Raw genomic sequence first — 26,831 nt, forward strand, 5'->3', positions numbered from 1 at the left:
CATTGGTGCCATGTCCCTGGCGCATGCCTCGTTACGAGGCATGCGTGGGCCGTTTTCGTGCCGTCAGACGGCGCGAATCACGTGCTTTATTTCTTGAAACGCCTGCAAGCCCCACGGCCCCAACTCGCGGCCGATGCTGCTCTGCTTGTAGCCGCCCCAGGCCGTCTGCGGGAAGATCACCTGCGGCGCGTTGATCCATACCAACCCGGCCTGCAAGGCGTTGGCGACCCGTTCGGCGGTCAGCGGATCAGCGCTGACCACGCTGGCCACCAGACCAAACTGGCTGTCGTTGGCCAGCTCGATCGCCTCTTGCTCCGTGGCAAAACTGCGCACACAGAGCACCGGGCCAAAAATCTCTTCACACCACAACGCACTGTCGAGGGGCACTTCAGTGAAAATGGTCGGCCGCAAAAAATAGCCATGCGGCAGATCGGCAGGCCGGTCACCGCCACAGACCAACCGCGCACCCGCGCTCAAGCCGCGATCAATGTGGCCCAGCACGCGCTGGTATTGCGCCTGATTGACCAGCGCACCCATTTCAACCTCGGGGTCAAACGGGTCAGCCACGCGAATCGCATTGGCACGCGCCGTCAGCCGCAGCAGGAATTCGTCCGCCAGTTCATCGGCGACCAACACCCGGCTGGTGGCCGAACACATCTGCCCGGCGTTGAAGAAACCACCACCACTGGCCAGCTCCACGGCCAGCTCGAGATCGGCATCCGCCAGCACCAACAGCGAGGATTTGCCACCCAGTTCCAGGCTCACGCCCTTGACGGTTTCCGCCGCACGCTGCATGACCTGAACGCCGACCGCGTTGCTGCCGGTGAAGGAAATTTTTGCCACCCGCGGATCGGCCGACAGCGGCGCACCGACCGCCAGCCCGGTACCGCAGACCAGGTTGAACACACCGTTGGGCAAGCCGCTCTCGGCGATGATCGCCGCCAGTTCCAGCTCCGGCAGCGGCGTGACTTCCGAAGGCTTGAGCACCACGCAGCAACCCGCCGCCAAGGCTGGCGCGAGCTTCCAGGCAGTGGTGACCATCGGGAAGTTCCACGGCACGATCAACCCGACCACACCGCACGCTTCACGGCGCACGCGGGCGGCGAAGTCTTCGCTCGGCAGTTCCACAACGCGGTCCTGGCCGGCGTCCAGCGCTTCAGCGAGACCCGCGTAATACTCGAACGTGGCGATCACGTCATCGACGTCGATGCCCGCTTCGAACTGTGGCTTGCCGTTGTTGCTCGACTGCAAATACATCAAGCGTTCACGGCGGGCCTGCACTCCATTGGCGATCTTGCGCAACACCGCGCCACGCTCGGCACCGGTGGTTTTCGACCACTGCACAAACGCCGCACTGGCCGCTGTGACCGCTTGATCAACTGCGCGCTGATCGCCTCCCTTGACGGTGGTCAACAGCGCTTCGGTCGCCGGATTGATGACCCGCAAGTGCTCGTCGCCAGCCGACCATTGGCCATCGATATACAAACCGTCCTGGATGATTGGAAAGCTCATGCCGACACCGCCTTCATCCACTGGGTCTGATCGATTTCGATCAGGGTCGGGCCCTGGCGATCAGTGGCTGCACGCAGTGCCGCGCGCAGTTCTTCAACGCCGCTGACGGCGTGTGCCGCACAACCCAGGCCTTTGGCCACGGCGATGAAATCCGGGGTGTAGATGTCCACGCCAACCGGTTCGATGTCGCGGTTGACCATGTATTTCTTGATCTCTTCGTAGCCCTGGTTATTCCACAGCAGGACGATGACCGGGGTGCGTGCTTCCACCGCGCTGGCCAGTTCCGGCAAGGTGAATTGCAGGCCGCCGTCGCCAATCAGGCACACCACCGGTGGACGACTGTTGCGTTCCTGACCACCGCCGAGCCACGCGCCAATGGCCGCCGGCAAGGCATAGCCGAGGGTGCCGTAACCGGTCGACGAGTTGAACCAGCGACGCGGGCGTTCCGGGTTGAACGTCAGGTTGCCGGTGTACACCGGTTGGGTCGAGTCGCCGACGAATACCGCTTCCGGCAACTCATCCAGCACGGTGTGCAGGAACTGCGTCTGGGCACGGGTTGGCGCGTCCCAGATGGTTTCAAGTTCGGCACGCAAGCTGGCGGCGCGAGCCTGGCCCCAGTCGCTGCAACGTTCGGCCAGAGAATGTTTGGCCAGGCCATCGAGCAAGGCCTGGGCCGCGCTTTGTGCATCGGAGACCAGCGCCACCTTCGGCGGGTAGTTGCGCACGGTCTGGTCTGGATCGATGTCGACCCGCAGCAAGGTGCCTGGAATTTCAAAGCCACCGGCAAAGGTCACGTCGTAGTCGGTCTCGGCCAGTTCAGTACCGATTGCCAGTACCACATCGGCGTCAGCCACCAGGGCGCGGGTGGCCACCAGCGTTTGCGTCGAACCGATCAGTAATGGGTGAGCCGACGGCAGCAAGCCTTTGGCATTGATGGTCAGCGCCACCGGTGCATCGAGCAATTCAGCGAGTCGGGTCAACTCGGCCGCTGCATCGATCGAACCGCCACCGGCGAGGATCAACGGGCGTTTGGCGTTGGCCAGCAGTTCGCTCATCTGCGCCACGGCCGACGGCGCTGCACCGGCGCGAGTGATGCTCACCGGTTGGCTGGCGAGCAAGGCATCGGCGTCTTCGACCAGCACGTCGAGCGGAATTTCGATGTGCACCGGACGCGGCCGACCGGCCTGGAACAAGGCGAAGGCTCGGGCCAGCACGCCCGGCAATTCGGCAGCGGACATCAGCGTGTGGGAGAACGCAGCAACGCCGGCCACCAGTGCGCCCTGGTTCGGCAGCTCGTGCAGCTTGCCGCGTCCGCCGCCCAACTGGCTGCGCGATTGCACGCTGGAAATCACCAGCATCGGGATCGAATCGGCGTAGGCCTGGCCCATCGCCGTGGTGACGTTGGTCATGCCGGGGCCGGTGATGATGAAGCACACACCCGGTTTGCCGCTGGTGCGTGCATAACCGTCAGCCATGAAGCCGGCACCCTGCTCGTGACGCGGAGTAACGTGGTTGATGCTCGAACGGGCCAGCCCGCGATACAGCTCAACGGTATGCACGCCGGGAATGCCGAACACCTGCTCGACCCCGTAACCTTCGAGTAACTTGACCAATACTTCGCCGCACGTCGCCATATCTTTACCCTTCTTGTTCGTTGAGACGCTGGCCCCGCGCGGCATTGGATGGCGCGCCGCGGTGCTCAGTCATGGCGTTATTGGAACGGTCAGCGGGTAGCCGCAACAATCGATAAAAAGTCATACTCGCCATGTCCTCACCTCATGCCTTGGCGTTCTATGAAACGACTTCCCCCCCTTCCCGCGTTGCACACGTTCCTGATCACGGCCCAGTGCTGCAATTTCACCCGGGCAGCCGAGCAACTGCACATCACCCAGGGCGCGGTGAGCCGGCAGATCGCCGGGCTGGAAGAGCATTTGGGCTACACGCTGTTTCATCGCCAGGCACGCGGTTTGAGCCTGACGGCCGAGGGGCTCGAGTGGCTGCCACGGATCCAGCAGGTGTTCGGTTTGATCGATGAGGCGGTGGAACAGGTGGGCGCACACCGCGAAACCTTGCAGCTCAAGGCCCCGACCTGTGTCATGCGTTGGTTGCTGCCGCGTTTGCTGCAATGGCAAAAAGAACGCCCGGACGTGCCGGTGGAACTGACCACCACGGTGCAACATGGCGTGGATTTTCATCGCGAGCAGTTTGACGCTGCGGTCATGTATGGCGCACCGCCGGACAGTTCACTGGCGTCGCTGCACCTGTTTGACGAGCAACTGACGCCGGTCTGTTCGCAGCCTCTGCTCGACGGCCCGGTGCCGCTGCACAGCCCGTCAGACCTGAGTCAACATTTGCTGCTGCACCCAACGCGCGATCAGCGGGACTGGAAGGCCTGGCTGAAAGCGGCGGACGTCAACCTCAACACACTCGGCAAGAGTCAGCATTTCGAAACCCTGGACCTGGCGATGTCCGTGGCGTCTCAAGGAACGGGGGTGGCGATTGGGGATTGGTCGTTGATCGGCGATGACCTGAGTGCCGGACGGCTGGTCATGCCCTTTGATTTGAAGGTGAAAACGGGGCTCGGGTATTACCTGGTATTCCCGCAGAAACCGGGACCGTCGCCGCAGTTGCGTGAACTGATGGAATGGCTGGTGGTGCAGGCGCAGGCGCGCTGAATCTGCCCCCAAACACTTCCCCCTGTAGCAGGCTGCGCCAGCTGCTACAGGGAGCGCGTGGTGTCCTTTGGATTAGTAGCCCACGGTAAACCGCTGGCGGCTATGCGCTGGCTTCTCGACTTCATCGAGCATCGCAATCGCGTAGTCGGCGAAGGTGATCCAGCTCTTGCCTTCGGCGCTCACCAGCAGATGGTCCTTGCCCACACGGAAGGTGCCGGTACGCTCGCCTTCGACGAACAGCGCCGACGGTGAAAGGAAGGTCCAGTCCAGATCCTTTTCCTGGCGCAAGGTGTCGAGGTAGATGCCACCGGCAGTCGCCTCGGCCTTGTACTCTTCAGGGAAGTTCGGGGATTCGATGACTTTGCTGCCATCCGGCACCAACAGGGAACCGGCACCACCGACCACCAGCAGACGCTTCACGCCGGCCTTTTTGACCGGCTCGATAATCGCGCTGGCCGGGATCGTCGAAAAGTGTGCCGCGCTGATCACCACATCAGCACCTGCGACCGCCGCTTGCAGCGCTGCGCTATCGGCAACGTCGACATTTTTGCTGACAACACCGGCACGCGGGCTGATTTTCAAGGTGTCGCGGGCGATGGCGATGACGCTGTGACCGCGACGCAGGGCTTCTTCCAGCAGTTGGCTACCGGCACGACCGGTGGCGCCAATGATTGCGATCTTACTCATGAACAGTGCTCCAGTTGATTAGGTTGACCTGTGGCGAGCGAGCTTGCTCGCGCTGGGCTGCGTAGCAGCCCTAAAGCTTCGTACTCATTGCAGATTTTACGAGTGCTGCGCCCTCGAGCGGGAGCAAGCTCCCTCGCCACAAGGGGTGAAGCGATTTACCACTTCATCTCGCCTTTGGCGACTTTGGCGCTCAGCTCAAGCGAGCTTTCTTCGCCGAGGTTCGGGTAACGCTTTTTCATCGCGGCGATCAGCTCGGCCGAATCTTTGGCCTTGGCAGTTTCAGTGTCGAACGCCTTGATGTAGTCGGCGGTGAAGTGCACAGCGGCCAGCGAACGTGCGCTGTCACCCAGGTAATGACCTGGAACGATGGTGTTCGGTTTCAGGCTGTCGATGGTCTTCAGCGTAGTCAACCAATCGGCATGGGACTGCGCGCTTTGAGTATCGGCCATCCACACGTGGATGTTTTCCGCGACGACCACACCACCGACCGCGGCTTTGATCGACGGGATCCAGACAAAGCTCCGGTCCGGTTGCTTGCCGTCCAGGCCAATGATGTCGAGCTTCTTGCCTTCCAGAGTCAGGCTGTGGCCCTTGAGCACACCCGGCACGATGGTTTTTGCCGGTGCATCGGCACCCAGTTTCGGTCCCCAGAACGCTACTTTGCCTTCAACGGTGGCCTTGATGTGATCAACCGTCGGCTGCGAGGCGAGCACTTTGGCTTTTGGGAACGCAGCGGTGATCGTGTCCAGGCCGAAGTAGTAATCCGGGTCACCGTGGCTGATGTAGATGGTGGTCAGTTGCTTGCCGCTGGCGCGGATTTTTTCCACCACCTGCTCGGCCTGGGATTTGCCGAATTGCGCGTCCACCAGAATCGCTTCTTTCTCGCCGCTGACCAGTACCGAGGTCACCGGGAAAATCGCAGCGGCGCCCGGGTTGTAGACGTCCAGAGTCAGTGCCGGCGTGGCGGCTGCCGCATGAGCGGCAAAACCCAGGGTGGCGGTGGCGAGTAAAAGACGCTTGAAAGAAGTGAAGCCGATCATGGTGCTGCTCCGTTGTGCATAAGCCGTGTTTGGCGATGGGACAGAGCTTAGTTGCCTGACTCGCTACAAAAAATGCGATGCTTGAACATAGTTTGTTTCTGAAAGCGGGCAAATCATGGATCGTCTCCAAGCAATGCGGGTGTTCGTCACCGTCGTCGACCTCGGCAGCCAGTCAGCCGCGGCCGATCACCTGGACCTGTCGCGCCCGGTGGTGTCGCGCTATCTGGCCGAACTGGAGGACTGGGTCGGGGCGCGCTTGATGCACCGCACCACGCGCAAACTCAGCCTGACCGCCGCCGGCACCGAGATCCTGCCGCGTTGCCGGCAGATGCTCGATCTGTCGAGCGACATGCAGGCCGCCGTCAGCGAGCCGGACGATGCGCCACGCGGCTTGCTGCGGATCAGCGTCAGCACCTCGTTCGGTCAGGCACAACTGGCGGACGCCATGGCGGCATACGTCAAACGCTTTCCCGGGGTCAGCATCGACCTGCAAATGCTCGACCGCACGGTGAACCTGGTGGACGAGCGCATAGACCTCGCGATCCGCACCAGCAACGACCTGGACCCGAACCTGATTGCCCGAAAGCTGACCGTCTGCCGTTCGGTGATCTGCGCCTCCCCCGCCTACCTGCGCGAACACCCGACGCCGCAACGGGTCGAGGAGTTGAGCCAGCACAATTGCCTGACCCACTCCTACTTCGGCAAAAGCCTCTGGCATTTCGAACAGGACGGCGAGCAGGTTTCGGTGCCGGTGCAGGGCAACATCAGCGCCAACGAAGCCAGCACGCTGTTGCGCGCAGCAATGGCCGGTGCCGGCGTGGCGATGCTGCCCAGCTACCAGGCCGGCGTGCATATCCACAGCGGCGAACTGGTGCGCCTGCTGCCACACGCCGAACCACGACAGATGAACATGTACGCGGTGTACGCCTCACGCAAACACATGCCCGCAGCGCTGCGCAGCATGCTGGATTTTCTGGTGTCGAGGTTTCCCGAAGAACCTGCGTGGGATGTGGGGCTTTAAAGGCAGAACACATACTTTGTGGCGAGGGGGCTTGCCCCCGTTCGGCTGCGAAGCAGTCGTAAAACTTGCAAGCGAGTTCTATCTGATAGATCTCGATTGCAGGATTTGGGCTTGCTTCGCAAGCCAACGGGGGCAAGCCCCCTCGCCACAATGGTTTCGCTGCTGATACTGAGTAAGTGGTGTGGGCGGGGTTTATGGCAACTCACCACCGCTGACCTATGCTGATATCAGTACCCCTTAAAAAATAAGAGGTATCGGTTCAGAGGTCAGCGCCATGAGCGTTAAAACCAGAAGGTATCTCGCGATCTTTATCACCTGCACCGCCGCGCTGGCGTTGTATGGCACCGCCGCCTATCGCGTTGAACAGGCCCGGCAGCTGCCACGTGAGTACGCCAGCTGCAACTTTGAACGGTGCATTCCACACACCGCGACCCTGAACCTCAAGTAACGAGGGCGCTTAGCCCTCGCTATCCTGATCAGCCTTCAAGCGATCCCGAAACGCCTTCGGCGAGATCCCCACGCGGCGTCGAAACAGCCGGGTGAAATTGGTCGGGTCGGAGAACCCCAACACATCCGACATCTCGTAGATGGTCATGCTGGTGTAGGTCAGCAGTCGCTTGGCCTCCAGCAACTGGCGCTCGTGCATGATCTGCAATGCCGGTTGTCCCGCCAGCTCACGGCAGGTGCCGTTGAGGTGGGACACGGAAATTCCCAGCCGGTGTGCCAGATCCTCGACCTTCACGTGCTGGCGATAATTCTCTTCCACCAGTTGAATAAACCCGTTGAGGTATTCGCGTGCACGCTGTGGTCGCTGACTGGCGGCGCGGCGCTGGATCACCTGGCGGCTGACCCACACCATGATCACGCTGACCAGCGAATGCATGAGCATTTCGCGTGCAGGCTGGTGCCCGACGTATTCATTCTGCAAGGCTGTAAACAGGCTGTTGAGGTAGTCCGCATCGCTTCCTGCCGCGTAACTCTCCGCCACTGCCAGGGCATTCACCGAACTGCCCAGCTGCGCTTGAAGATGAGCCACCAGCGGCGCGGCCAGTGTCACCACAAATCCCTCTACATCTTCGGAAAAACGAAAGCCGTGCACCGACAGCGGTGGCAGGATCTGGATCGCGGCTTCGCTCAGTTGCGTGCGCTGCCCCTCGATCTCCAGCTCTGCCTGACCTTTGTACACAAACAGTAACTGACATAAATCGGCATGCCGATGGGGTTTGATTTCCCATTGATGTTCACGGCTGCGTTTGGAAATGGTTTCGCAATGCAACAAGTCAGGGGTCGGCCAGTCCAGGCTCTCGCCATAGAGTTTGAATACGGGAATCGAAGGAAGGGCAGGCTTGTTCATCACTTCAGTCCAGGCCTCAGCGTAACGGGCGGTAATCGCCCCGATTGGCGAAATGTACAGGTTTCAGCGCAGTTTTCACCTTCAATTGACCGACTCACAAGCGAAAAATGCAAGCACTCGATTCATAAAAACCATTCACCGACTTTGTCCGCGTGAAGCTTGCGAGCCCTAACAATAATGAAAACCCTCAAAACCCAAGTCGCGATTATCGGTGCCGGCCCCTCTGGCCTGCTGCTCGGCCAGTTGCTGCACAACGCCGGCATTGCCACGGTCATTGTCGAACGCCAGACACCCGACTATGTACTGGGGCGAATCCGCGCCGGGGTCCTGGAGCAAGGCATGGTCGAGCTGTTGCGCCAGGCCGGCGTCAGCCAGCGCATGGACGCTGAAGGTCTGGTGCATGGCGGCTTCCAGCTGGCCCTCGATGGACGCCAGGTGCACATCGATCTACACGCGTTGACCGGCGGCAAAACCGTGATGATCTACGGTCAGACCGAAGTCACCCGCGACCTCATGGCCGCCCGTCAGTCGGCGGGGGCATCGACCCTCTACGAAGCCAGCAACGTAATACCTCACGGGATGAAATCCGCCGAGCCGTTCCTGACCTTTGAAAAGGACGGTGAAACCTGGCGCCTGGACTGCGACTACATTGCCGGTTGCGACGGCTTTCATGGTGTCGCACGGCAATCGATTCCCGCCGACACGCTGAACATATTCGAACGGGTCTACCCGTTCGGCTGGCTCGGTATACTCGCCGACACCCCGCCGGTCCACGATGAACTGGTGTACGCCCGCCATGCTCGCGGCTTCGCGTTGTGCAGCATGCGGTCGACCACACGTACCCGCTATTACGTTCAGGTGCCCGCTGACGAAAAGGTCGAGGACTGGTCCGATCAGCGCTTTTGGGAAGAGCTGAAATCGCGCCTGCCGCAGGCGCTTGCCGACACGCTGGTCACCGGTCCGTCGATTGAAAAAAGCATCGCGCCGCTGCGCAGTTTTGTGGTCGAGCCCATGCAGTACGGGCGGATGTTCCTGGTCGGCGACGCGGCCCATATCGTCCCGCCCACCGGCGCCAAAGGCCTGAACCTGGCCGCCAGCGACGTCAGCACCTTGTTCAACATTCTGCTCAAGGTCTACCGCGACGGCCGCACCGAGCTGCTGGAGAAGTACTCGGAAATCTGCCTGCGGAGAGTCTGGAAGGCCGAACGGTTTTCCTGGTGGATGACCTCGATGCTGCACACCTTCGAAGGCAGCGATGCCTTCAGCCAGCGCATCAGCGAGTCGGAGCTCGAGTACTTCGTCGACTCCGAAGCCGGTCGCAAAACCATTGCAGAAAATTACGTCGGGCTTCCGTACGAGGCTATCGAATAGCCTGCTATCGACTTACACTGGCGAGCATCCCCGCTCGCCTTGCCTCTTGCGGGTTAATCACCGCCCGCAGGTTTGACCCGTGACCAATCTGAACCAGCCTGACTCCACCAAACCGGCCATCCGCAGCGTGTTGGTCTCCCTGATGCTGGCGATCTTTCTCGGGGCGCTGGATCAAACCATCGTCGCCGTCTCGATGCCGGCCATTTCAGCCCAGTTCAAGGATTTCAGCCTGTTGGCCTGGGTCATCGCAGGCTACATGGTGGCGATGACCGTGGCAGTGCCGATCTACGGCAAGCTCGGCGACCTTTACGGCCGTCGGCGGCTGATGCTGTTCGGCATGGGGTTGTTCACGCTGGCCTCGGTGTTTTGCGGCATGGCCCAGAGCATGGAGCAGTTGGTCCTCGCCAGGATTTTTCAGGGCATCGGCGCCGGCGGAATGATTTCGGTCAGCCAGGCGATCATCGGCGACATTGTGCCGCCCCGCGAACGCGGGCGTTATCAGGGCTATTTCAGCAGCATGTACGCAGTGGCCAGCGTGGCCGGGCCGGTGCTCGGCGGTTACATGACCGAGTACCTGTCGTGGCGCTGGGTGTTTCTGATCAACCTGCCGCTGGGCATCGGCGCCTGGCTGGTGGCCAACCGCACGCTGATGGGTTTGCCGGTGCCACAGCGCAAGCCGGTCATCGACTATTTGGGCACGCTGCTGATGATCATCGGCCTGACCGCGTTGCTGCTGGGTATCACTCAGGTTGGCCAAGGGCATTCGTGGCGCAGCAGCGAAGTGCTCGGGTTGCTGGCGTGTGCGCTGCTGACCCTGACGCTGTTCGCCTGGCATGAGCGGCGGGCGCGCGAGCCGTTGCTGCCGATGCACCTGTTCGCCAACCGCAATGCGCTCCTCTGCTGGTGCACGATTTTCTTCACCAGTTTCCAGGCGATTTCGCTGATCGTGCTGATGCCGCTGCGTTTCCAGAGTGTCACCGGGGCCGGAGCCGACAGCGCGGCGCTGCACTTGTTGCCGTTGGCGATGGGGTTGCCGATGGGCGCCTACTTCGCCGGTCGCCGGACCTCGGTGACCGGTCGTTACAAACCGATGATCCTGACAGGCGCCCTGCTCACCCCGATCGCAATTCTCGGCATGGCGTTCAGCCCGCCGCAAGCGATGCTCATCAGCAGCGCCTTCATGTTGCTCAGTGGCATTGCCGCCGGCATGCAGTTCCCGACCTCATTGGTCGGCACGCAAAACTCGGTGGAGCAACGCGACATCGGCGTCGCCACCAGCACCACCAACCTGTTTCGCTCACTTGGTGGCGCGGTCGGCGTGGCATTGATGTCGGCCTTGTTGCTGGCGCTGTTGCAGGATTCGAGTTTCGCCCATTTGACCGGCTCGTCGCTGATCGCCGAAGGCAGTTCCGGAAACGTTTTGCTCGATGGCCTGAACGCCGCACCGGGCGAGACTCAAAACGCCTTGCGCGCCGAGCTGCTGCTGACCTTCCAGCATTTGCTGATGGTCAGCGCAGCGGTGTCGTTGCTGGGGCTGGCGGCGGCGATTGCGATGCCGAACAAGGTGTTGCGCGGGCGGGAAGACAAGGTTCGCTGACTACTGATAGACAGCGCAAAACCTGTGGGAGCGTGGCTTGCCCGCGATTACGATAGGTCAGGCGACATCTAATCGTCTGACAGTCAGTCATCGCGGGCAAGCCACGCTCCCACAAGGATTTCGCCCCGCATCAAGGTCGAGCGTTGAGCTGCTGCTGCAGGTTCTGAATCTGGCTCTGCAAGGTGGTGATGTTGCGTGTGACCTGGCCACGGAAGGCGTCGAACTCGGCGACTTTCGCATTGCTGCCTTGAGCCGTGGCCGGGCGGCTGTCCTGCTGGCTTTTGATCACTACCAATTCTTGCTCCAGGCGCTCGATCGCCGCGCTCGGGTTGCCTTGTTTCTTCAAGGCGGCGATTTCGGCACCCAGGCTTTTCAGCTGGGCATCGAACTTGCTGGTGTCGCTCGGGGTATTTTTCAGGGTCGCCACATCAGCGCTCAGGGCTTTCAGGTCGGTTTGCAATTGAGCGTTGACGGCATGTTGCTCAACGCTTTGCGCAGCGATCTGTGCCAGCCGCTTGTCCAGGTCCGACGCTTGGCCGACTACGCCTTGCTGCTGTTGGTTCTGCTCCACCAGTTTGGTTTCAAGTTGCTTGATTTTCAGTTTCAGCGCTTCGCTGTCGCTGGTGACGTTCGACTGACTGGCGACCACTTTGCCGGAAATATCCTGCAAGCGCCCGGCGGCTTCCTCGCTGATGCGGGCAAAACTTTCCTGGGTCGCGACCAGTTGCTGCTCCATCAGCGAGATCTGCTGAAAGCTCCACCAGGCAAGGCCGGCAAAAGCGAACAGCAACGCCCCGACCAAGGCCCACAACGGGCCGGTGCTCGGGACTTTTACTTTGCCCCGGCTCGCGCTTCGCGCATGTACGCCGGAGTGTTCACGGGCAGCGGCGGCGGTTGGAAAATCGTCGGCATCGTGAGGGTCGGCACGCAGGCTCGGTACATCGTCGAAGTCGTCGTTGGCATCGTTACGCATGGACATGAGGCAACCTTTCTGAACCACAGTGATGGCTAAATGCGACGAGTATAAACCCTGAACTCGCCGCATTGATCGACCGTGATCAGTTGGCTCGGTTCAGAGTTTATTTTGCGCCCGGGTCCTGGGCCTTCCACCAGCCGCAAAACTCATCGAGCGCCGTCCACAGACTGACCTTGGGATCGTAGTCCAGATAATGCCTGGCGCGGCTGATATCGAGGGTGAAGTTTTTGTTCATCACTTGCATGCCCAAACGTGACAGGGTCGGTTCCGGACGCCCCGGCCAGAGTGCGCAAAAGCCCTCGTTCAGCGCCGCAATGCTGTAGGCCAAACCGTAGGAGCGATGACGAGTCACCTGCGGGACGTCCATCTGGCGCATTACATAATTGACCACATCCCACAGCGGCACCGGCACGCCGTTGCTGATGTTGTAGGCCTTGCCAAGCGCCGATCCCGTCGCCAGCAAACAGCTGAGCATGGCTTCGTTGAGGTTCTGCATGCTGGTGAAATCGACCTTGTTCAGGCCGTTGCCGATGATTGCCAAACGCCCTTTGCGCTGCATGTTCAACAGACGCGGGAAAATGCTCATGTCACCGGCTCCAGTGACAAAGCGCGGGCGCAGGGCCAGTACTTCAAGACCAAACTCCTGAGCACCGAAGACTTTTTGCTCAGCCAGGTATTTGGTCGCTGCATAAGGATGCTTGAAGCGCTTGGGTACCTGTTCTTCGGTCAGCCCCAAGTGGTCACGGCCATCGAAGTAGATCGACGGCGACGACAAGTGCACCAGCCGCCGGACGTTCTGTTTCAGGCAGGCTTCGACCACGTTTTCGGTGACCAGCACGTTGCCCTGATGGAAGTCCTGATAGCGCCCCCAAAGCCCCACCGCACCCGCGCAATGCACCACGGCTTCGACGTCTGCGCACAGCTCGCGAACCAGTTCCGGGTCACTCAAATCGCCCTGAACGAACTCCGCGCCCCGCCGTACCAGATGTTCGACGCCTTCGGCCCGGCGGCCGTTGACCCGCACGTCCAGGCCCTGCTCCAGGGCGAAACGCGCAAAGCGCCCGCCAATGAAGCCGCTTGCGCCGGTGACCAGAATTTTCATGACTTGCTCCGATGTGTTTCGTTTTTCATGCGTGTCGCATTACAGATTTCGTGTGCTCTTGACGCTGCCCGTCAGTCCAACGGCACCAGCCACTGCCTGGATAAACGTACCAGATGCTCGGTGAGTAACCCCAGCAACTGGCCACCATTGCGCCAATGATGCCAGTACAACGGCACATCAATCGGTTTATCTGGCAACAACTCCACCAGCACACCGCGCTCAAGCTGTTCACGCACCTGCAACTCCGGCACCAGCCCCCAGCCCAGACCGGCTTCAGTCAGACGGATAAAACCTTCGGATGACGGGCACAAATGATGTTCGAAACCACCCTCCACGCCCAATGACGCCAGATAACGGTGCTGCAAAAAGTCATCCGGGCCAAACACCAGCGCCGGCGTGCGCGCCAACTGATCGGCCCTGACCCCGTGGGGAAAATGCCGGGCAATAAACGCCGGGCTGGCCAGCGCGCGGTAACGCATGGCGCCCAGCAATACACTGCGGGCGCCCGCCACCGGACGCTCGCTGGCACACACGCACGCCGCCACTTCGCCGGCGCGCATGCGTTTGAGGCCAACCGTCTGATCTTCCACTACCAGGTCGAGCAATAGATGTTGCTCGGCGCAAAAGTCACTCACCGCCTCGGCCCACCACGTGGCCAGGCTATCGGCGTTGAGGGCGATGCGCAGGCGTTCCGGCAAGCCTTCTTCGTCCAGCGCCGGCACCAGGCTTTGCAGATCGCGCTCCAGCAAACGCACCTGCTGCACATGGTTGAGCAAACGCCGGCCAATCTCGGTCGGCGCCGGCGGTGTAGCCCGCACCAGCACCGGCTGGCCGATCCGCGCTTCGAGCAACTTGATGCGCTGGGAGATCGCCGATTGCGACAACCCCAACACCTGGGCAGCACGCTCGAACCCGGCCTGCTCAACCACCGCAGCAAGGGCGGACAGCAATTTATAGTCGAACATCAGTTTTCCTAATGAGCGATCAGCAATATTTGTTTTTCTTATACAGCCTGGAACAGGAGAATGACCAGCAAGAACTCCTCAACAAGGATCGGCGACATGGCTGGCGAAACCTCATTGAACACCCTGCTGCGCAGCATGAGCCCGCAGCTCAACGACGGCGAATACGTGTTCTGCACGATTCGCGACGGTCATCTGCCGAAGGACTGCGAAATCATCGGCAGTTTCCGCGAACAGGAAGGCCTGACGGTGATCCTTGAGCGCTCGCAAGCCGAAAAGGCCGGGTTGAGTTTCGACTATCTGGCGGCGTGGATCACCCTCAACGTGCATTCGGCCCTCGAAGCCGTTGGCCTGACCGCCGCCTTCGCCACCGCCCTCGGCCAGGCCGGGATCAGCTGCAACGTGATTGCCGGCTATTACCACGACCATTTGTTTGTCGGCCAGGCCGACGCCAAACGCGCGATGTCGGTACTGCGGCAACTCGCGGCCAACGCGGAGTAAACCTTATGTGGCAAAGCTATGTGAACGGCCTGTTGGTCGCTGCGGGACTGATCATGGCGATCGGTACGCAAAATGCGTTCGTGCTGGCGCAAAGCCTGCGCCGCGAACATCACCTGCCGGTGGCGGCGCTCTGCGTGACCTGCGATGCGTTGCTGGTGGCCGCCGGGGTGTTCGGGCTGGCGACGATCCTCGCGCAAAATCCACTGTTGCTGGCAATCGCCCGTTGGGGCGGCGCGGCCTTCCTGCTGTGGTACGGCAGCCTGGCCCTGCGTCGCGCCTGTTCCAGGCAAAGCCTGCAACAGGGTGAAAACCAGACCGTGCGTTCATTGCGCGCGGTATTGCTCAGTGCATTGGCGGTGACCCTGCTCAACCCTCATGTGTATCTGGACACGGTGTTGCTGATCGGCTCTCTCGGGGCCCAACAAACAGTGCCGAGCGCTTATGTGGTGGGCGCGGCCAGTGCATCACTGCTGTGGTTTTTCACCCTGGCGCTGGGTGCCGCGTGGCTGGCGCCGTGGCTGGCACGCCCGAGCACCTGGCGGACTCTCGACCTGCTGGTGGCGGTGATGATGTTTGCCGTGGCCTTTCAACTGATCAGCGCCGCCTGAATATTACAAACGGCTCTGGAACCTCTATTCCACACAGTTGCTGCGTGGTTAAGCCGCACCCCCGGTGCTATGATCCGACACCTGCGCCGCAAAGAGTACAAACTCCCGGCGCTTGTCTGGCCGCCCGTGATCGGCCTTGCGCTCACCGCAACTGACCTGATTAGGAGAATCACCATGGCTTTCGAATTGCCGCCACTGCCTTACGCACACGATGCACTGCAGCCGCACATTTCCAAGGAAACGCTGGAATATCACCACGACAAGCACCACAACACCTACGTCGTGAACCTGAACAACCTGGTGCCAGGCACCGAGTTCGAAGGCAAGACCCTGGAACAAATCGTCAAGACTTCTTCGGGTGGCATCTTCAACAACGCCGCTCAGGTCTGGAACCACACTTTCTACTGGAACTGCATGGCGCCAAACGCTGGCGGTCAACCAACCGGCGCACTGGCTGACGCAATCAACGCGGCTTTCGGTTCGTTCGACAAGTTCAAAGAAGAATTCACCAAGACTTCGATCGGCACCTTCGGTTCCGGTTGGGGCTGGCTGGTGAAAAAAGCTGACGGTTCCCTGGCCCTGGCCAGCACCATCGGCGCCGGCAACCCGCTGACCAGCGGTGACACCCCGCTGCTGACCTGCGACGTCTGGGAACACGCTTACTACATCGACTACCGCAACCTGCGTCCGAAGTACGTTGAAGCGTTCTGGAACCTGGTCAACTGGAAGTTCGTGGCTGAGCAGTTCGAAGGCAAAACCTTCACCGCTTAAGTCTGCTTGCAGTCAAAAAAACCCGGCATTGCCGGGTTTTTTTATGGTTGAACATCGGCTATTGGTGCTGGGAGGCCTCAAAACCACGCTGCTCAATCACCCCAAACACATCGGCAACATCCTGGATCATGATCCGGGCGATGTTGGTGACGGTGTTGATGTCGTTCTCGGCGTAGTCCGGCAGGCTGGTGCAAGCCATGAGGTTGAGGTACTTGAGGACGGCATTAAGGCGTTCGCTGACGCAGTTGTGGAGATCGCGTAGCGGCGCATCACTGTCGATGAGCAGGACGGGGTAATCGGTGGCGAATTGGGCCATGGGGGTGAAGCGGCGTGACGGGTTGTTCATCGTCATAAGTAAATCTTCCTCGAATCTAAAAGAAGAGCTACCGCCGTTCGCTGCGAAACGAATGGGGTGGTAGCTATGTGCGGGTTCGCAGACCAGGGATACGAGGAACCCGGCAGACCCGAAGATCTCCCACACACAGCCACCATAAAACGGACTTCGGGCGTTGAGACGACCGTCGTTACTTTTTAGGGTGCTAGGTTACTACACGTATCGTAAGGGCTGCGAAACCCCGTAGCCGATTGACATTGGCCACGGGAGAACTTTAGGCGTCGACTTTAGTGACTGCAACTGCGGTGTAGGACGGTTGCGCGGTCATTGTGGCGAGGGAGCTTGCTCCCGTTCGGCGGCGAAGCCGGCGTAAACCGGCTACTCGATGTGACTGGAGGAATGAACGCGCAGGTTTTTTGGCTGCTTCCCCCCCCGATGAGAACAAGCTCTCTCGCCACACCGGGAGCAGTCCTACAAGTATTAGGGACATGCAAAAATCAAAAAATCGCAGCTTTCGCAGCGCCTATTTTTGAAAACAAACCTGTCCTTGCGCGTCCCTTGCAGATACCTGCCGGTGGCGTGCTCACGCCGCATCCCTGGCCCGCGTGGCCAGTTCAGTCTCGCGTTTGGCGATGGCGGCGTCCAGTTCCGGGGAGCGTTTGGCCCACTGTTCCGGGGGTAATGGTTTTGACCACTCGATGATGTCGGGATAGGGCAAATCAGGTGGTGGCGATAATTTCCACTCTTGCAACATCATTGCGAGCGGAGCACCCAGGAGCACAGCCCCAATTACCAGCCATAACGCCTTGCCAACTTCTTGCGCGACCAAGTGCTGTCTGATGCCATCTAAATATGCGCAACAAATGCCCCAAAAGACGTTTCTACCCCGCAGCTTTTCTCGTCCGCCCTCAAAGTCATTTGTGATTGGCAGAACGTGCGGCCCAATCTCCATATAACTGCGCATGCACTCCCACAACGCCATGGCCGTGGTGCCGCCGCCACAGTTGAAGCCCAGTGAAAAAGGCGTGTTGTCTTCCTTGGCCTGCGGGTCTGGATTTTCGAAACCAATGATCAGTAAGCCCATCGTCGCTCTCCCCGCCTGACTGACCGACGACTGCTGGGTGGCGGCGGCCGTCACGCTTTCCCACGGGACGATCCAATACTCGCCATTGTCGCGCGGTACGCAGACTTCTCGGCGTTGTCGATTAAAACGCACGGGCAGAGGCACTTCACGGAATAGACCTTGGATCAAAATTAATGAAGGGATACCAATGATGATTAGCGCCCCAATCCAGATCATTCCAGGCTCCGGAGTGATGTAACCCATCAGTACAAACACCACCAATGTCGGCCACATCACCATCACCGCCGAACCGATGCTGTAGCTACCTATGTCGAGATATACCTCGTTCTTGCGCCAGATGGTGTTGAGCACATCTGAGGGTTTTCTACCTGTAGGAATGGGCAACGGCGCCAGGTAGTCATTGTGCGAAAACATCCGTTTTTTCGTGGTGCCTGCCGGTGGCGTGCTCATTGTTTGTCCTTGGGTTGCAGGTAAATCGCGCCGGGGTGGTCCTCGCCGAGCGGGTAACTCGGCACACGATCGAGTTGCGGCGTCGGGTCGGCCCGCAGCTCTATCACGCCAGTGGTGTCATTCAGGGTAAAAGCGAGTCCTAGTTCGCCGCCGATAAAAGTGCGAGCGCCGAGCATCGCGATCAATGGTGTGCGATACCGCAACCGTAGTGAAACTGTGCTGGGTGTCGTGCCCAATACGTTGCGCAGCTCTTTAAAGGGGCCACTCAAACGTAAGCCCTGACCTTCCTTGTACGGTATCCACTGACAGGTGCTGCTGGGCAAGCAGCCTTGAATATTCGCCGTCAAGCCAACGCCCGCTCCGCCTGCGCGGCCAGTTCAGCCTCGCGTTTGGCGATGGCTGCTTCGAGCTCCGGGGAGCGTTTGACCCACTGTTCCGGGGGTAATGGTTTTGACCACTCGATGATGTCGGGATAGGGCAAATCAGGTGGTGGCGATAATTTCCACTCTTGCAACATCATTGCCAGCGGAGCACCCAGGAACACGGCCCCAATTACCAGCCATAACGCCTTGCCAACTTCCTGCGCGACCACGTGCTGTCTGATGCCATCTAAATATGCGCAACAAATGCCCCAAAAGACGTTTCTACCCCGCAACTTTTCTCGTCCGCCCTCAAAGTCATTTGTGATTGGCAGAACGTGCGGCCCAATCTCCATATAACTGCGCATGCACTCCCACAACGCTATCGCCGTGGTGCCGCCGCCACAGTTGAAGCCCAGTGAAAAATGTTTGTTGTCTTCCTTGGACAGCGGGTCCGGGTTTTCAAAACCGATGATCAATAAACCCATCGTGGCTTTACCGGCCTGACTGACCGACGACTGCTGAGTGGCGGCGGCTGTCACGCTTTCCCAAGGCACGATCCAGTACTCGCCGTCGTCGCGGGGGACGCAGACCTCTCGGCGCTGACGATTGAAGCGAATAGGAAGCGGCACCTCGCGAAATAGCCCTTGGATCAACAAAAAAATGGGGATGACCATAATGCAAGCTCCCAGAATCAATGCGTCAGGATCCTTGAGAAAGTACGCCAATCCCAAAAACAACATCACTATCGGCCACATCACCATCACCGCCGAACCGATGCTGTAGCTGCCTATGTCGAGATATACCTCGTTCTTGCGCCAGATGGTGTTGAGCACATCTGAGGGTTTTCTACCTGTAGGAATGGGCAACGGCGCCAGGTAGTCATTGTGCGAAAACATCCGTTTTTTCGTGGTGCCTGCCGGTGGCGTGCTCATTGTTTGTCCTTGGGTTGCAGGTAAATCGCGCCGGGGTGGTCCTCGCCGAGCGGGTAACTCGGCACACGATCGAGTTGCGGCGTCGGGTCGGCCCGCAGCTCTATCACGCCAGTGGTGTCATTCAGGGTAAAAGCGAGTCCTAGTTCGCCGCCGATAAAAGTGCGAGCGCCGAGCATCGCGATCAATGGTGTGCGATACCGCAACCGTAGTGAAACTGTGCTGGGTGTCGTGCCCAATACGTTGCGCAGCTCTTTAAAGGGGCCACTCAAACGTAAGCCCTGACCTTCCTTGTACGGTATCCACTGACAGGTGCTGCTGGGCAAGTAACCTTGAATATTCGCCGTCAAGCCAACGCCCGCTCCGCCTGCGCTGCCAGATCAGCCTCGCGTTTGGCGATGGCGGCTTCCAGTTCCGGGGAGCGTTTTACCCACTGTTCCGGGGGTAATGGTTTTGACCATTCGATGATGTCGGGATAGGGCAGGTCGGGGGGCGGATTCAGTTTCCAGCGTTCAAGGACATCTATCAGTAGTGTGTTGAAAATGAAAAGCCCGCAAAACCCTTCCCACAGGGCGGTTACGAACCAGCCTCTCAATTTCGCGGCTTTGATCAGATCGTCCAGGTAAGTAGCCCATATTCCTTTTGATCTGTCGAAACGTGCGGTTTGATCCTCAACAGCCTGCGGACCAATCTCCATGTAACTGCGCATACACTCCCACAACGCCATCGCCGTGGTGCCGCCGCCACAGTTGAAACCCAGTGAAAAGTGCTTGTTATCTTCCTTGGCATGCGGGTCTGGGTTTTCGAAACCGATGATCAATAAACCCATCGTGGCTTTACCGGACTGACTGACCGACGACTGCTGGGTGGCGGCGGCCGTCACGCTTTCCCACGGCACGATCCAATACTCGCCATTGTCGCGCGGTACGCAGACTTCTCGGCGTTGTCGATTGAAGCGCACGGGTAGGGGCACATCGCGGAGTAGCCCTTGGATTAAAAACAGTATTGGGATGCTCATAATCACTGCACCAAGAATTAACACACCTTGGCTAAAATCAGAGTTGAGATTACGAGTGAAGAAAGACATGGCTAGGACCACCATTACTCCCGGCCACATCACCATTACCGCCGAACCTATGCTGTAGTTCCCAATATCCAAAAACACGTCGTTCTTGCGCCAAATGATGTTGAGTGCATCACAGGGTTTTCTACCCGTAGGAATCGGCAACGGCGCCAAGTAGTCATTGCGCGAAAACATCCGTTTTTTCGTGGTGCCTGCCGGTGGCGTGCTCATTGTTTGTCCTTGGGTTGCAGGTAAATCGCGCCGGGGTGGTCCTCGCCGAGCGGGTATTTCGGTACACGATCCAATTGCGGCGTAGGGTCGGCCCGCAGCTCTATCACGCCAGTGGTGTCATTCAGGGTAAAAGCGAGTCCTAGTTCGCCGCCGATAAAAGTGCGGGCGCCGAGCATGGCGATCAATGGTGTGCGATACCGCAACCTTAGTGAAACTGTGCGGGGTGTCGTGCCCAATACGTTGCGCAGCTCTTTAAAGGGGCCACTCAAGCGTAGGCCCTGACCTTCCTTGTTCGGTATCCACTGACAGGTGCTGCTGGACAACCAATGAGGCGTCATATCTCGCCAAGGACGGGGCAGCTTGAAATTATTAGTCGGGCTGTTTTTGATCAGATTACGGTAGCCCTGAGTATCCACCGGGTCACCAACCATGCTCATCTCCAGATAGACACTGCCCGGCTCCGCCCCCGGTAAATCGATGGTCAGGGCATTGATGGAGCTGACGAAAGCGAGGCCGGAAGGGCCATTGCTCGGGGCCGACTGTGAGTTGCTTTGCATACTGACCCGAGGCGAATACAGGATGCGGTACAGCCGATCGAGTTCCTCCACTTGGGTTTTCGGCGGGATAGGTGCCAGGTCCATCGCCCGGGCTTTTGACCAGCAGCAGTAACTCAGGAAGTTCTGCAGCGGAGTCTGCTGCAAGAGCGTGGTAATCAGGTGCAACGCACCCAGCACCAGAATGATCCAGTTCAATGGTCCCATGTACTGCGTGTAACGCAAGATGGCGACTTCGACTGTTGTTGAGCCTGCCAAAGCACGAGCGGTGTAGCCAAACCCTAACATCGCTTGGGCGCCGAAGGCCGCTACTTGTCCACCGACCACGATTTGGCGCATCTCCAACCATGGATCGACTCGATTTTTGGCGTTTTCCAATTGTATTTTCAGCGAATCGAACTCTGCGAATGCTGCACCAGCAGATAGAAGACCAATCACCCCACCAAACAACGTAAGCGTCGGAGCCGCAGATGATCGAATAAAGAACCGATCCTTCCCAAACCCCTTCCGCACCTGGTTATCAACCACCCCCACCAAAGCCGCCGCCGCATACAACGTCGCCGACACCGTGTCATTCACCCGCCGACTGTCCATCCCCTCCAGCACCCCGGCCTGACTCAAATAGTTATGCGCATTCAGCACGTTCAACAACAACGCCGCCAACGGCACCACTCCACCGCTGTCGGTCACAAAAGGCGATCTGACAATCCGTTCCACACGCCCCATGCCTATGGCCTTCGCTGTGGCATTCACCCATTGACGAAGCCCTTCGGCCTGTTGCCCCAACAATTTCCACACCTGTCGGCCCCCCTCGGTCACGAACTGCAAACGCGTGTCGCTGCCCAGTCGGGCGGCGATGAGGATGCCCATCCATGAGCCGCTGAAGGTGCCGTCACCCTTGAGCAACAACAGTGCCGCCGCCAGCCGGTTGACCAGCACGCTCCATTGGCTGCCGGCGTCTCGGGCCATGGCCGCGATGTCGTTCAGAACCGCTGCGCTCAAAGGCGCCAGTGCCTGATGGGTGGCGCTGATGTTGTCGGAGGCCAGTGCCGCCATCAGCTCGCCCAGACGAGAGATGTCGTTAACCGCCGCCTCGATCGAGGGCGTCCAGGCGTTGAACAGTTGTTTCAGGGCGCCGCCATCGGCGGCCCGCACGTAATCGGCGAATTGTTCGGCACCCTGGGCACGGATGCATTGGGCCGTCAGGCAACCGTTGGCCAGTTCGGTCAGCCAGTGGCGCGTCTCCAGGTCGTGGTAATCGACAAACCAGGTGCCGCTGCGGGAGCGTGTCAGGTACACGCCTCGGTCGGCAAACAACGTGGTGTGACACTGTTCGATGTGCTGATAGTGCGTCGCGGCAGTTTCGGCGAACCAGCGGTTCATGGCGTGCAGATCGATGTACTCACCGACCTTGGCACTGAAGATCTGGTTATCGATATTGGCCTGTTTTTCAGCGCGGTATTCGCGCACCAGGTATTCCACTTCGGAGTACAAGTCCGCCGGAATAAACGCCCGCACCGGGGCCACGATGTGAGTGATGCGCGCATCACGGGCGGCGACTTCGGCCTGGCTGGGCTGGCCGCCGTGCTGCCGGGCCTGGGTTTCAGCCCGGAGTGCTTCATCGAGCTGACGCTGAGTATCGAGCATGACCTGGCCCTGCTCGGGCGTGAGTTTGATGTCGCGCCCCTTGTAGCGGTAGCTGATGGACCCGGCCAATTCGGCGCCGTCTTCACTGATCAGGCTGCGCACAAAGCCGCCGATGCTCAGGCGCAGGTGGTTATCTGCGAGCCATTGCTCGTGATCCGCCTCTAGCCACTCCTGCTCGTGATTGATGTCACGCAGCACGCCCAGGTCGTCGTCCAGGCAGGCGAACACGGGAAACAACGCCCCGGCCTTCGCCTTGGCGGTATCCAGCCAATCCTGGGTGCCCTGAGCGTCCCAGCGTTCGGCGCTCCACTCGCCCGGCACCTGATCACTGGCCTCAGGATGCCGGGCGATGACTTTCTCGCGCTCACGTGCCCGATGCATGGCGTCGGTGTAGGCCTTGATGTTGGCCTGGGTCGGGTCTTTCATCAGGGTTGCGCCCAGCGCGTCGGTGTCCTCAGCGCCCTGTTGCTGGTCAGCCTTCATCGACCGCGCATAGGTACTCGGAATGAGTTCGGCCATGACCTGAACGGCTTTTTCCAGTGGCGGACAATGCTCGGCTTGCAGTTCGTTGGCCACGGTGCGCAAGGCCAACTGGCGCATGTGCGCGCTGCGTTGGGCGCTGCTGTCGCTCAGCGATTGGCAATGTTCCGGGCCCAGTGGGAACTCGCTGTAGAGCATCCAGGCATCGTGGACTTTTTTCAGGGCCAGGCCCGTGAGAGTGGCGTCGAGCACCTGAGTGGCATCGGCCTCCAGCGTCTGTTCCTTGAGCAAACCATTCGGCGAGACGGCAAAACGCTTGAGGGGGCCTGTGTCCTGCCACAGATAAACAAACCCGGCCCGCAGACGACGCGCCGCCATGGGATGACTTTGCGTGTTCACACCGGGAGCGCAGCAAGGGTGCTCGGCCTTTTCCTCAGCCAAGGCATAGCGCACGGGCACCACGAACAGCTCGGACTGGCTGGCCGGACAAGGTGCCATCGTAGTGTTGATATCGACGTGAGGCTGAGCCTTGGCGGCCCGTTCGGCCTGAGCGGCGCGGTCGACCATCGCCAGTTTTTGGGCGCTCATACGCAGCCTTCCTTGTCGGTGAGCTGTTGACGCGTCAGTTCGGCATTCAGGTTTTCCAGCCGTTGCCTGGGCGATACGCCGGGCTCGACCAATATCTGTCGGTAAGCCGCGTGAGCCGGCGCATCGGGAAAGTCAGTGCCCAGCACTGCGTGGAAGCGAGCCCAAAGCAGGACTTCATCGATGGCGCTGTAACCGTGACGTCCGGCAGTGTGCTGGCACTGCGACGCCCACTGTTGCAGGGCAAAGGCGTCCAGCCCTTGCAGGTATTCGGCAAAGTACTGTTGGCTATGTTCGATCAACCGTTGAGCGAGCTGCTGCCGTTGGGCGGTGCCCAAGTGCTCCAGTTGCTCCGCAGGCAGGTATAACCAAGGCTCTTGCGCATACTGTGCAGCGGGCTGATCCGGATTTTCCTGATGGATATCCAATTCCGGAAGCCGGATCAAGCGCACCGGTCCCATCAGCCGATCACGCTCATGGGGAGGCAAACCCGTCAGCCACAAGGCTGTGATGCGAGGGTCGTAATAACGAAATAAAACCGTGACATCCCCTTCGACACGAGCGTGAATCAGACTGCGTAAATGCTCAAGCACGACCGCTTCTTGCGCCTCTGACTCCAGCCAGATGCCACACATTGCGCTCCACTCCCGAAAAAAGATGTCAGCCAGCGGACTATTGGGGGAAACAGGCACCAAAACCGGCCCGACTTCCTCCAATGGGTCAAAAGCGGTGGTCTGGTAAAGCGATTGGAACGTTGTGCTCTCGAGTTCGAACAAACGCTCAGGCAGGCGTTCAATCTGGGCGCGATCCAGCAGCAGGTAAGCCTGACTCATGCCGATGTCTCCGCCAGTTTTTGACACACGGCACAGATCGGTGCGGCCTGCTGCGCCGCCTCAGTCAATGCCTGTTTTTGCACGGCCAGTGATGGCGTAATCAAAGCCTGTGGCGCCACGGGGAGCAATGAACGAGCAGGCTCCGGAGCTATCCCGGCCATCGGCGCGCCACCTTCAACAATGGCCACGCTGCTGAAAATCCCGCTGGCATTGATCACGATGTGGTGACCCCCCGCCTTGAGCGTCAGGCTCATGCCGGCATCGATCACCACGTTGGTGGCGGTAACGCGAGCCTGTTGACCCGCCTTAATCACCAGCGTGCCTTCTGCCGTCGTGCTGCTGTTGCTGCTGATAGTGATGAGTTCATCACCACCGATCACCGTGTTACGCACGCCTTGGGTGGTGTGCAGTTCGTCGCCCTTGATCAGACTGGTGCTGTTTTTGTGCACCTGTTCGAAGCGGTTGTTGCTGATCAGACAGTGGCTGTCGTTGAGGATCAGTTGCTCGATGTCGCGTTGGGCACGCAGGTAGATTTTTTCCTGCCCCGCACGGTCTTCAATCGACAATTCGCTGTAGCCGCCACTACTGCGCGGCGAGCTTTGGCTGCGCAGAACCGTTCTGGTCTTGTTCTTGGGCAATTGATGAGCGACGGACGTGACCTTGTTGACCACGCAACCGGTGATCAACGGTTGATCCGGATCGCCTTCCTGAAAGGTCACGACCACTTCCATGCCGACGCGCGGGATGGTCACTGCCCCAAAACCCTCGCCGGCCCAACTGGATGCAACCCGTAACCAGCAACTGCTCTTTTCGCTGTTGAGTTCGGCCCTGCACCAAGGAAACTCAACTTTGACGCGACCGTACTCATCGCAAAAAATCTCCTCTCCGGGCGGTCCTGTGACACGAGCGGTCTGGCAGACCAGCACGGGTTTGCGGGGAGGCAGCGGTGGACGGTAGAGCACGTACGACGCAATTACGCTGAAGCGGTTGCGGTAGCCTTGGGTAAAACCGCTTTCGGGTGTGGCGTCGCTGGTGATCGCTTCCTCCAGTGATTGAGGTTGTCGCCCAACGTGCTGAACGCTGACCAGCAGCCATAAATCGTTGCACGTTTTGCGCGGATGCTCGGTCAGGTCGAAGAAGTGACCGCTGCGCAAGGTCGGCTGATCGCTGTTGCCCTCGGCCAGTTGATAATCGGTACGGTGCCGTTCCAGCGCCTGGCGGGCGAGCTGTTTGCCGCGTTCTTCAGTGTCCATCCGCACCGGGTAGCGATAGTCCTCAAGCTCTGGGCTGAACTCGGCCGTGAAGCGGCTTTCCAGCAGCAAGCTCGGGCGTATCAGGTCATAGTCACGGCGTGTGACTGTGCTGGTGCGAGTACTGAAACGCAGAGAGAACTGGTTAACGACCGGATGCTCCGCCACCATGCCGGCGTCTTGTTGATAAGGGGTTTCGCCCAGCTTTGGGAAAAAGACCTGATCGTCCGTGAATACCAGCACATGGCCGTCAGGCGAATGCTGGTGATGCCACGCGATACCATCTTCGGCACACAGGCGCTGAATGAACTCAAAATCACTTTCCCCATATTGGGTGCAGTATTTGCGGACGGGACTGGTGCTGACATGAAAGATGAAGGCATCGGCCTGAACGCCGTGGCCTTTGAACACCTTCGCAATGATCTGCGGCACCGTCAGGTTCTGGAAAATCCGCTGATCGTGACTGAACTGCAAGTAATGCAGCGTCGGTACGAGGGTCAGGCGATAACGGGTCAGGCGCCTACCGGTTTCACCGACGAACACCTCTTCGATATGGCCATGAAGGCCTTCGCCGTTATGACCGAATTGAAGGAATGCGGGTTGGGCGAGCAGGCTCTCCAGATCGAAATCAGGGTTTTCGCTGACCAGTTCAACCTGGATCGCGTACAAGGCGCTGATGGCCTCAGTGCCGTCGAAGGCCAGCACCTTGAAATCGTTGCGAACAGCGGGAATCTGCAGCGCGAAGTGCACCGTATTGGCCGAATCGAACATACGCTTATCCCTAAGCAAAGAGGAAATGAAGCGCGATGTCCAAACCGTCCATGGTTTGTGCACGCGAAAATTGGCGGGCAC

Annotated in this window: 25 protein-coding genes; 8 read left to right on the forward strand and 17 right to left on the reverse strand. The window is 59.6% G+C overall.

Annotated features, from left to right (window positions below):
* Positions 1 to 63: 63 nt before the first annotated feature.
* Positions 64 to 1,512, reverse strand: a complete 1,449-nt coding sequence (locus AABM55_RS23160) for an aldehyde dehydrogenase family protein (protein WP_347927868.1) — start codon at positions 1,510 to 1,512, stop codon at positions 64 to 66.
* Positions 1,509 to 3,146: a 5-guanidino-2-oxopentanoate decarboxylase gene (locus AABM55_RS23165; protein WP_347927869.1), complete on the reverse strand. Its 1,638-nt coding sequence runs from the start codon at positions 3,144 to 3,146 to the stop codon at positions 1,509 to 1,511. Before AABM55_RS23165 ends, AABM55_RS23160 begins: the two co-directional genes overlap by 4 nt.
* A gap of 159 nt (positions 3,147 to 3,305) precedes the next feature.
* On the opposite strand from AABM55_RS23165, the gene AABM55_RS23170 reads away from it, so the two are divergent.
* A complete protein-coding gene (locus AABM55_RS23170; RefSeq protein WP_347927870.1) occupies positions 3,306 to 4,187 on the forward strand; it encodes a LysR substrate-binding domain-containing protein in 882 nt (293 codons plus the stop codon).
* Between the two features lie 72 nt (positions 4,188 to 4,259).
* Here AABM55_RS23170 and AABM55_RS23175 read toward each other — a convergent pair whose 3' ends face one another.
* Both AABM55_RS23175 and AABM55_RS23180 read right to left on the reverse strand, forming a co-directional pair.
* Positions 4,260 to 4,874, reverse strand: a complete 615-nt coding sequence (locus tag AABM55_RS23175) for an NAD(P)-dependent oxidoreductase (RefSeq protein WP_347927871.1) — start codon at positions 4,872 to 4,874, stop codon at positions 4,260 to 4,262.
* 155 nt (positions 4,875 to 5,029) lie between these two features.
* On the reverse strand, positions 5,030 to 5,914 hold the full coding sequence (locus AABM55_RS23180) for an MBL fold metallo-hydrolase (RefSeq protein ID WP_347927872.1): 885 nt from the start codon (positions 5,912 to 5,914) through the stop codon (positions 5,030 to 5,032).
* A gap of 115 nt (positions 5,915 to 6,029) precedes the next feature.
* Between AABM55_RS23180 and AABM55_RS23185 the strand changes: the two genes are divergently transcribed.
* A complete protein-coding gene (locus tag AABM55_RS23185; RefSeq protein WP_347927873.1) occupies positions 6,030 to 6,935 on the forward strand; it encodes a LysR family transcriptional regulator in 906 nt (301 codons plus the stop codon).
* Positions 6,936 to 7,209: 274 nt separating this feature from the next.
* Positions 7,210 to 7,383: a hypothetical protein gene (locus AABM55_RS23190; protein ID WP_173859945.1), complete on the forward strand. Its 174-nt coding sequence runs from the start codon at positions 7,210 to 7,212 to the stop codon at positions 7,381 to 7,383.
* 9 nt (positions 7,384 to 7,392) lie between these two features.
* Here AABM55_RS23190 and AABM55_RS23195 read toward each other — a convergent pair whose 3' ends face one another.
* Positions 7,393 to 8,289 (reverse strand): helix-turn-helix domain-containing protein, encoded by an 897-nt coding sequence (locus AABM55_RS23195; RefSeq protein WP_054593765.1) that lies wholly within the window; start codon positions 8,287 to 8,289, stop codon positions 7,393 to 7,395.
* A 177-nt stretch (positions 8,290 to 8,466) separates the two neighbouring features.
* Here AABM55_RS23195 and pobA point away from each other — a divergent pair, with 177 nt between their 5' ends.
* Both pobA and AABM55_RS23205 read left to right on the forward strand, forming a co-directional pair.
* Complete coding sequence (gene pobA, locus AABM55_RS23200) at positions 8,467 to 9,660, forward strand: 4-hydroxybenzoate 3-monooxygenase (protein ID WP_347927874.1); 1,194 nt, start codon at positions 8,467 to 8,469, stop codon at positions 9,658 to 9,660.
* A 79-nt stretch (positions 9,661 to 9,739) separates the two neighbouring features.
* On the forward strand, positions 9,740 to 11,257 hold the full coding sequence (locus tag AABM55_RS23205; RefSeq protein ID WP_347927875.1) for an MDR family MFS transporter: 1,518 nt from the start codon (positions 9,740 to 9,742) through the stop codon (positions 11,255 to 11,257).
* A 130-nt stretch (positions 11,258 to 11,387) separates the two neighbouring features.
* On the opposite strand, the gene AABM55_RS23210 is transcribed toward AABM55_RS23205, so the two are convergent.
* From AABM55_RS23210 to AABM55_RS23220, 3 genes are all read right to left on the reverse strand, one after another.
* Positions 11,388 to 12,236 carry an ATPase gene (locus AABM55_RS23210; protein ID WP_347927876.1) on the reverse strand — a complete coding sequence of 283 codons (849 nt, stop codon included), beginning with the start codon at positions 12,234 to 12,236 and terminating at the stop codon, positions 11,388 to 11,390.
* Between the two features lie 100 nt (positions 12,237 to 12,336).
* Positions 12,337 to 13,335: an NAD(P)-dependent oxidoreductase gene (locus tag AABM55_RS23215; protein WP_347927877.1), complete on the reverse strand. Its 999-nt coding sequence runs from the start codon at positions 13,333 to 13,335 to the stop codon at positions 12,337 to 12,339.
* A 71-nt stretch (positions 13,336 to 13,406) separates the two neighbouring features.
* Positions 13,407 to 14,300, reverse strand: coding sequence for a LysR family transcriptional regulator ArgP (locus AABM55_RS23220; RefSeq protein WP_103315070.1), 894 nt, complete (start codon positions 14,298 to 14,300; stop codon positions 13,407 to 13,409).
* A gap of 96 nt (positions 14,301 to 14,396) precedes the next feature.
* Here AABM55_RS23220 and AABM55_RS23225 point away from each other — a divergent pair, with 96 nt between their 5' ends.
* From AABM55_RS23225 to AABM55_RS23235, 3 genes are all read left to right on the forward strand, one after another.
* Positions 14,397 to 14,798: an ACT domain-containing protein gene (locus AABM55_RS23225; RefSeq protein WP_145018033.1), complete on the forward strand. Its 402-nt coding sequence runs from the start codon at positions 14,397 to 14,399 to the stop codon at positions 14,796 to 14,798.
* 5 nt (positions 14,799 to 14,803) lie between these two features.
* On the forward strand, positions 14,804 to 15,406 hold the full coding sequence (locus AABM55_RS23230) for a LysE/ArgO family amino acid transporter (protein WP_347927878.1): 603 nt from the start codon (positions 14,804 to 14,806) through the stop codon (positions 15,404 to 15,406).
* Positions 15,407 to 15,580: 174 nt separating this feature from the next.
* Positions 15,581 to 16,177 (forward strand): superoxide dismutase, encoded by a 597-nt coding sequence (locus tag AABM55_RS23235; RefSeq protein WP_054593772.1) that lies wholly within the window; start codon positions 15,581 to 15,583, stop codon positions 16,175 to 16,177.
* Between the two features lie 58 nt (positions 16,178 to 16,235).
* Here AABM55_RS23235 and AABM55_RS23240 read toward each other — a convergent pair whose 3' ends face one another.
* The 9 genes from AABM55_RS23240 to AABM55_RS23280 all read right to left on the reverse strand — a co-directional run bounded on the left by AABM55_RS23240 (position 16,236) and on the right by AABM55_RS23280 (position 26,750).
* Positions 16,236 to 16,529: a hypothetical protein gene (locus AABM55_RS23240; protein WP_054593773.1), complete on the reverse strand. Its 294-nt coding sequence runs from the start codon at positions 16,527 to 16,529 to the stop codon at positions 16,236 to 16,238.
* Positions 16,530 to 17,094: 565 nt separating this feature from the next.
* Positions 17,095 to 18,045: a hypothetical protein gene (locus tag AABM55_RS23245; RefSeq protein WP_347927879.1), complete on the reverse strand. Its 951-nt coding sequence runs from the start codon at positions 18,043 to 18,045 to the stop codon at positions 17,095 to 17,097.
* Positions 18,042 to 18,392, reverse strand: coding sequence for a hypothetical protein (locus AABM55_RS23250; protein ID WP_347927880.1), 351 nt, complete (start codon positions 18,390 to 18,392; stop codon positions 18,042 to 18,044). Before AABM55_RS23250 ends, AABM55_RS23245 begins: the two co-directional genes overlap by 4 nt.
* On the reverse strand, positions 18,389 to 19,339 hold the full coding sequence (locus AABM55_RS23255) for a hypothetical protein (protein ID WP_347927881.1): 951 nt from the start codon (positions 19,337 to 19,339) through the stop codon (positions 18,389 to 18,391). Before AABM55_RS23255 ends, AABM55_RS23250 begins: the two co-directional genes overlap by 4 nt.
* Positions 19,336 to 19,686, reverse strand: coding sequence for a hypothetical protein (locus AABM55_RS23260; RefSeq protein WP_347927882.1), 351 nt, complete (start codon positions 19,684 to 19,686; stop codon positions 19,336 to 19,338). The genes AABM55_RS23255 and AABM55_RS23260 overlap by 4 nt, the downstream gene beginning before the upstream one ends.
* The gene (locus tag AABM55_RS23265; protein ID WP_347927883.1) at positions 19,683 to 20,630 is read right to left on the reverse strand and encodes a hypothetical protein; all 948 of its coding nucleotides are present in this window, start codon (positions 20,628 to 20,630) and stop codon (positions 19,683 to 19,685) included. Before AABM55_RS23265 ends, AABM55_RS23260 begins: the two co-directional genes overlap by 4 nt.
* Positions 20,627 to 23,899 carry a toxin VasX gene (locus AABM55_RS23270; protein ID WP_347927884.1) on the reverse strand — a complete coding sequence of 1,091 codons (3,273 nt, stop codon included), beginning with the start codon at positions 23,897 to 23,899 and terminating at the stop codon, positions 20,627 to 20,629. Before AABM55_RS23270 ends, AABM55_RS23265 begins: the two co-directional genes overlap by 4 nt.
* Positions 23,896 to 24,729, reverse strand: a complete 834-nt coding sequence (locus AABM55_RS23275; protein ID WP_103315077.1) for a DUF4123 domain-containing protein — start codon at positions 24,727 to 24,729, stop codon at positions 23,896 to 23,898. Before AABM55_RS23275 ends, AABM55_RS23270 begins: the two co-directional genes overlap by 4 nt.
* A complete protein-coding gene (locus tag AABM55_RS23280; protein WP_347927885.1) occupies positions 24,726 to 26,750 on the reverse strand; it encodes a type VI secretion system tip protein VgrG in 2,025 nt (674 codons plus the stop codon). Before AABM55_RS23280 ends, AABM55_RS23275 begins: the two co-directional genes overlap by 4 nt.
* Between the last annotated feature and the right edge of the window lie 81 nt (positions 26,751 to 26,831).

Source organism: Pseudomonas helvetica, from assembly GCF_039908645.1.
Lineage (GTDB): Bacteria > Pseudomonadota > Gammaproteobacteria > Pseudomonadales > Pseudomonadaceae > Aquipseudomonas > Aquipseudomonas helvetica.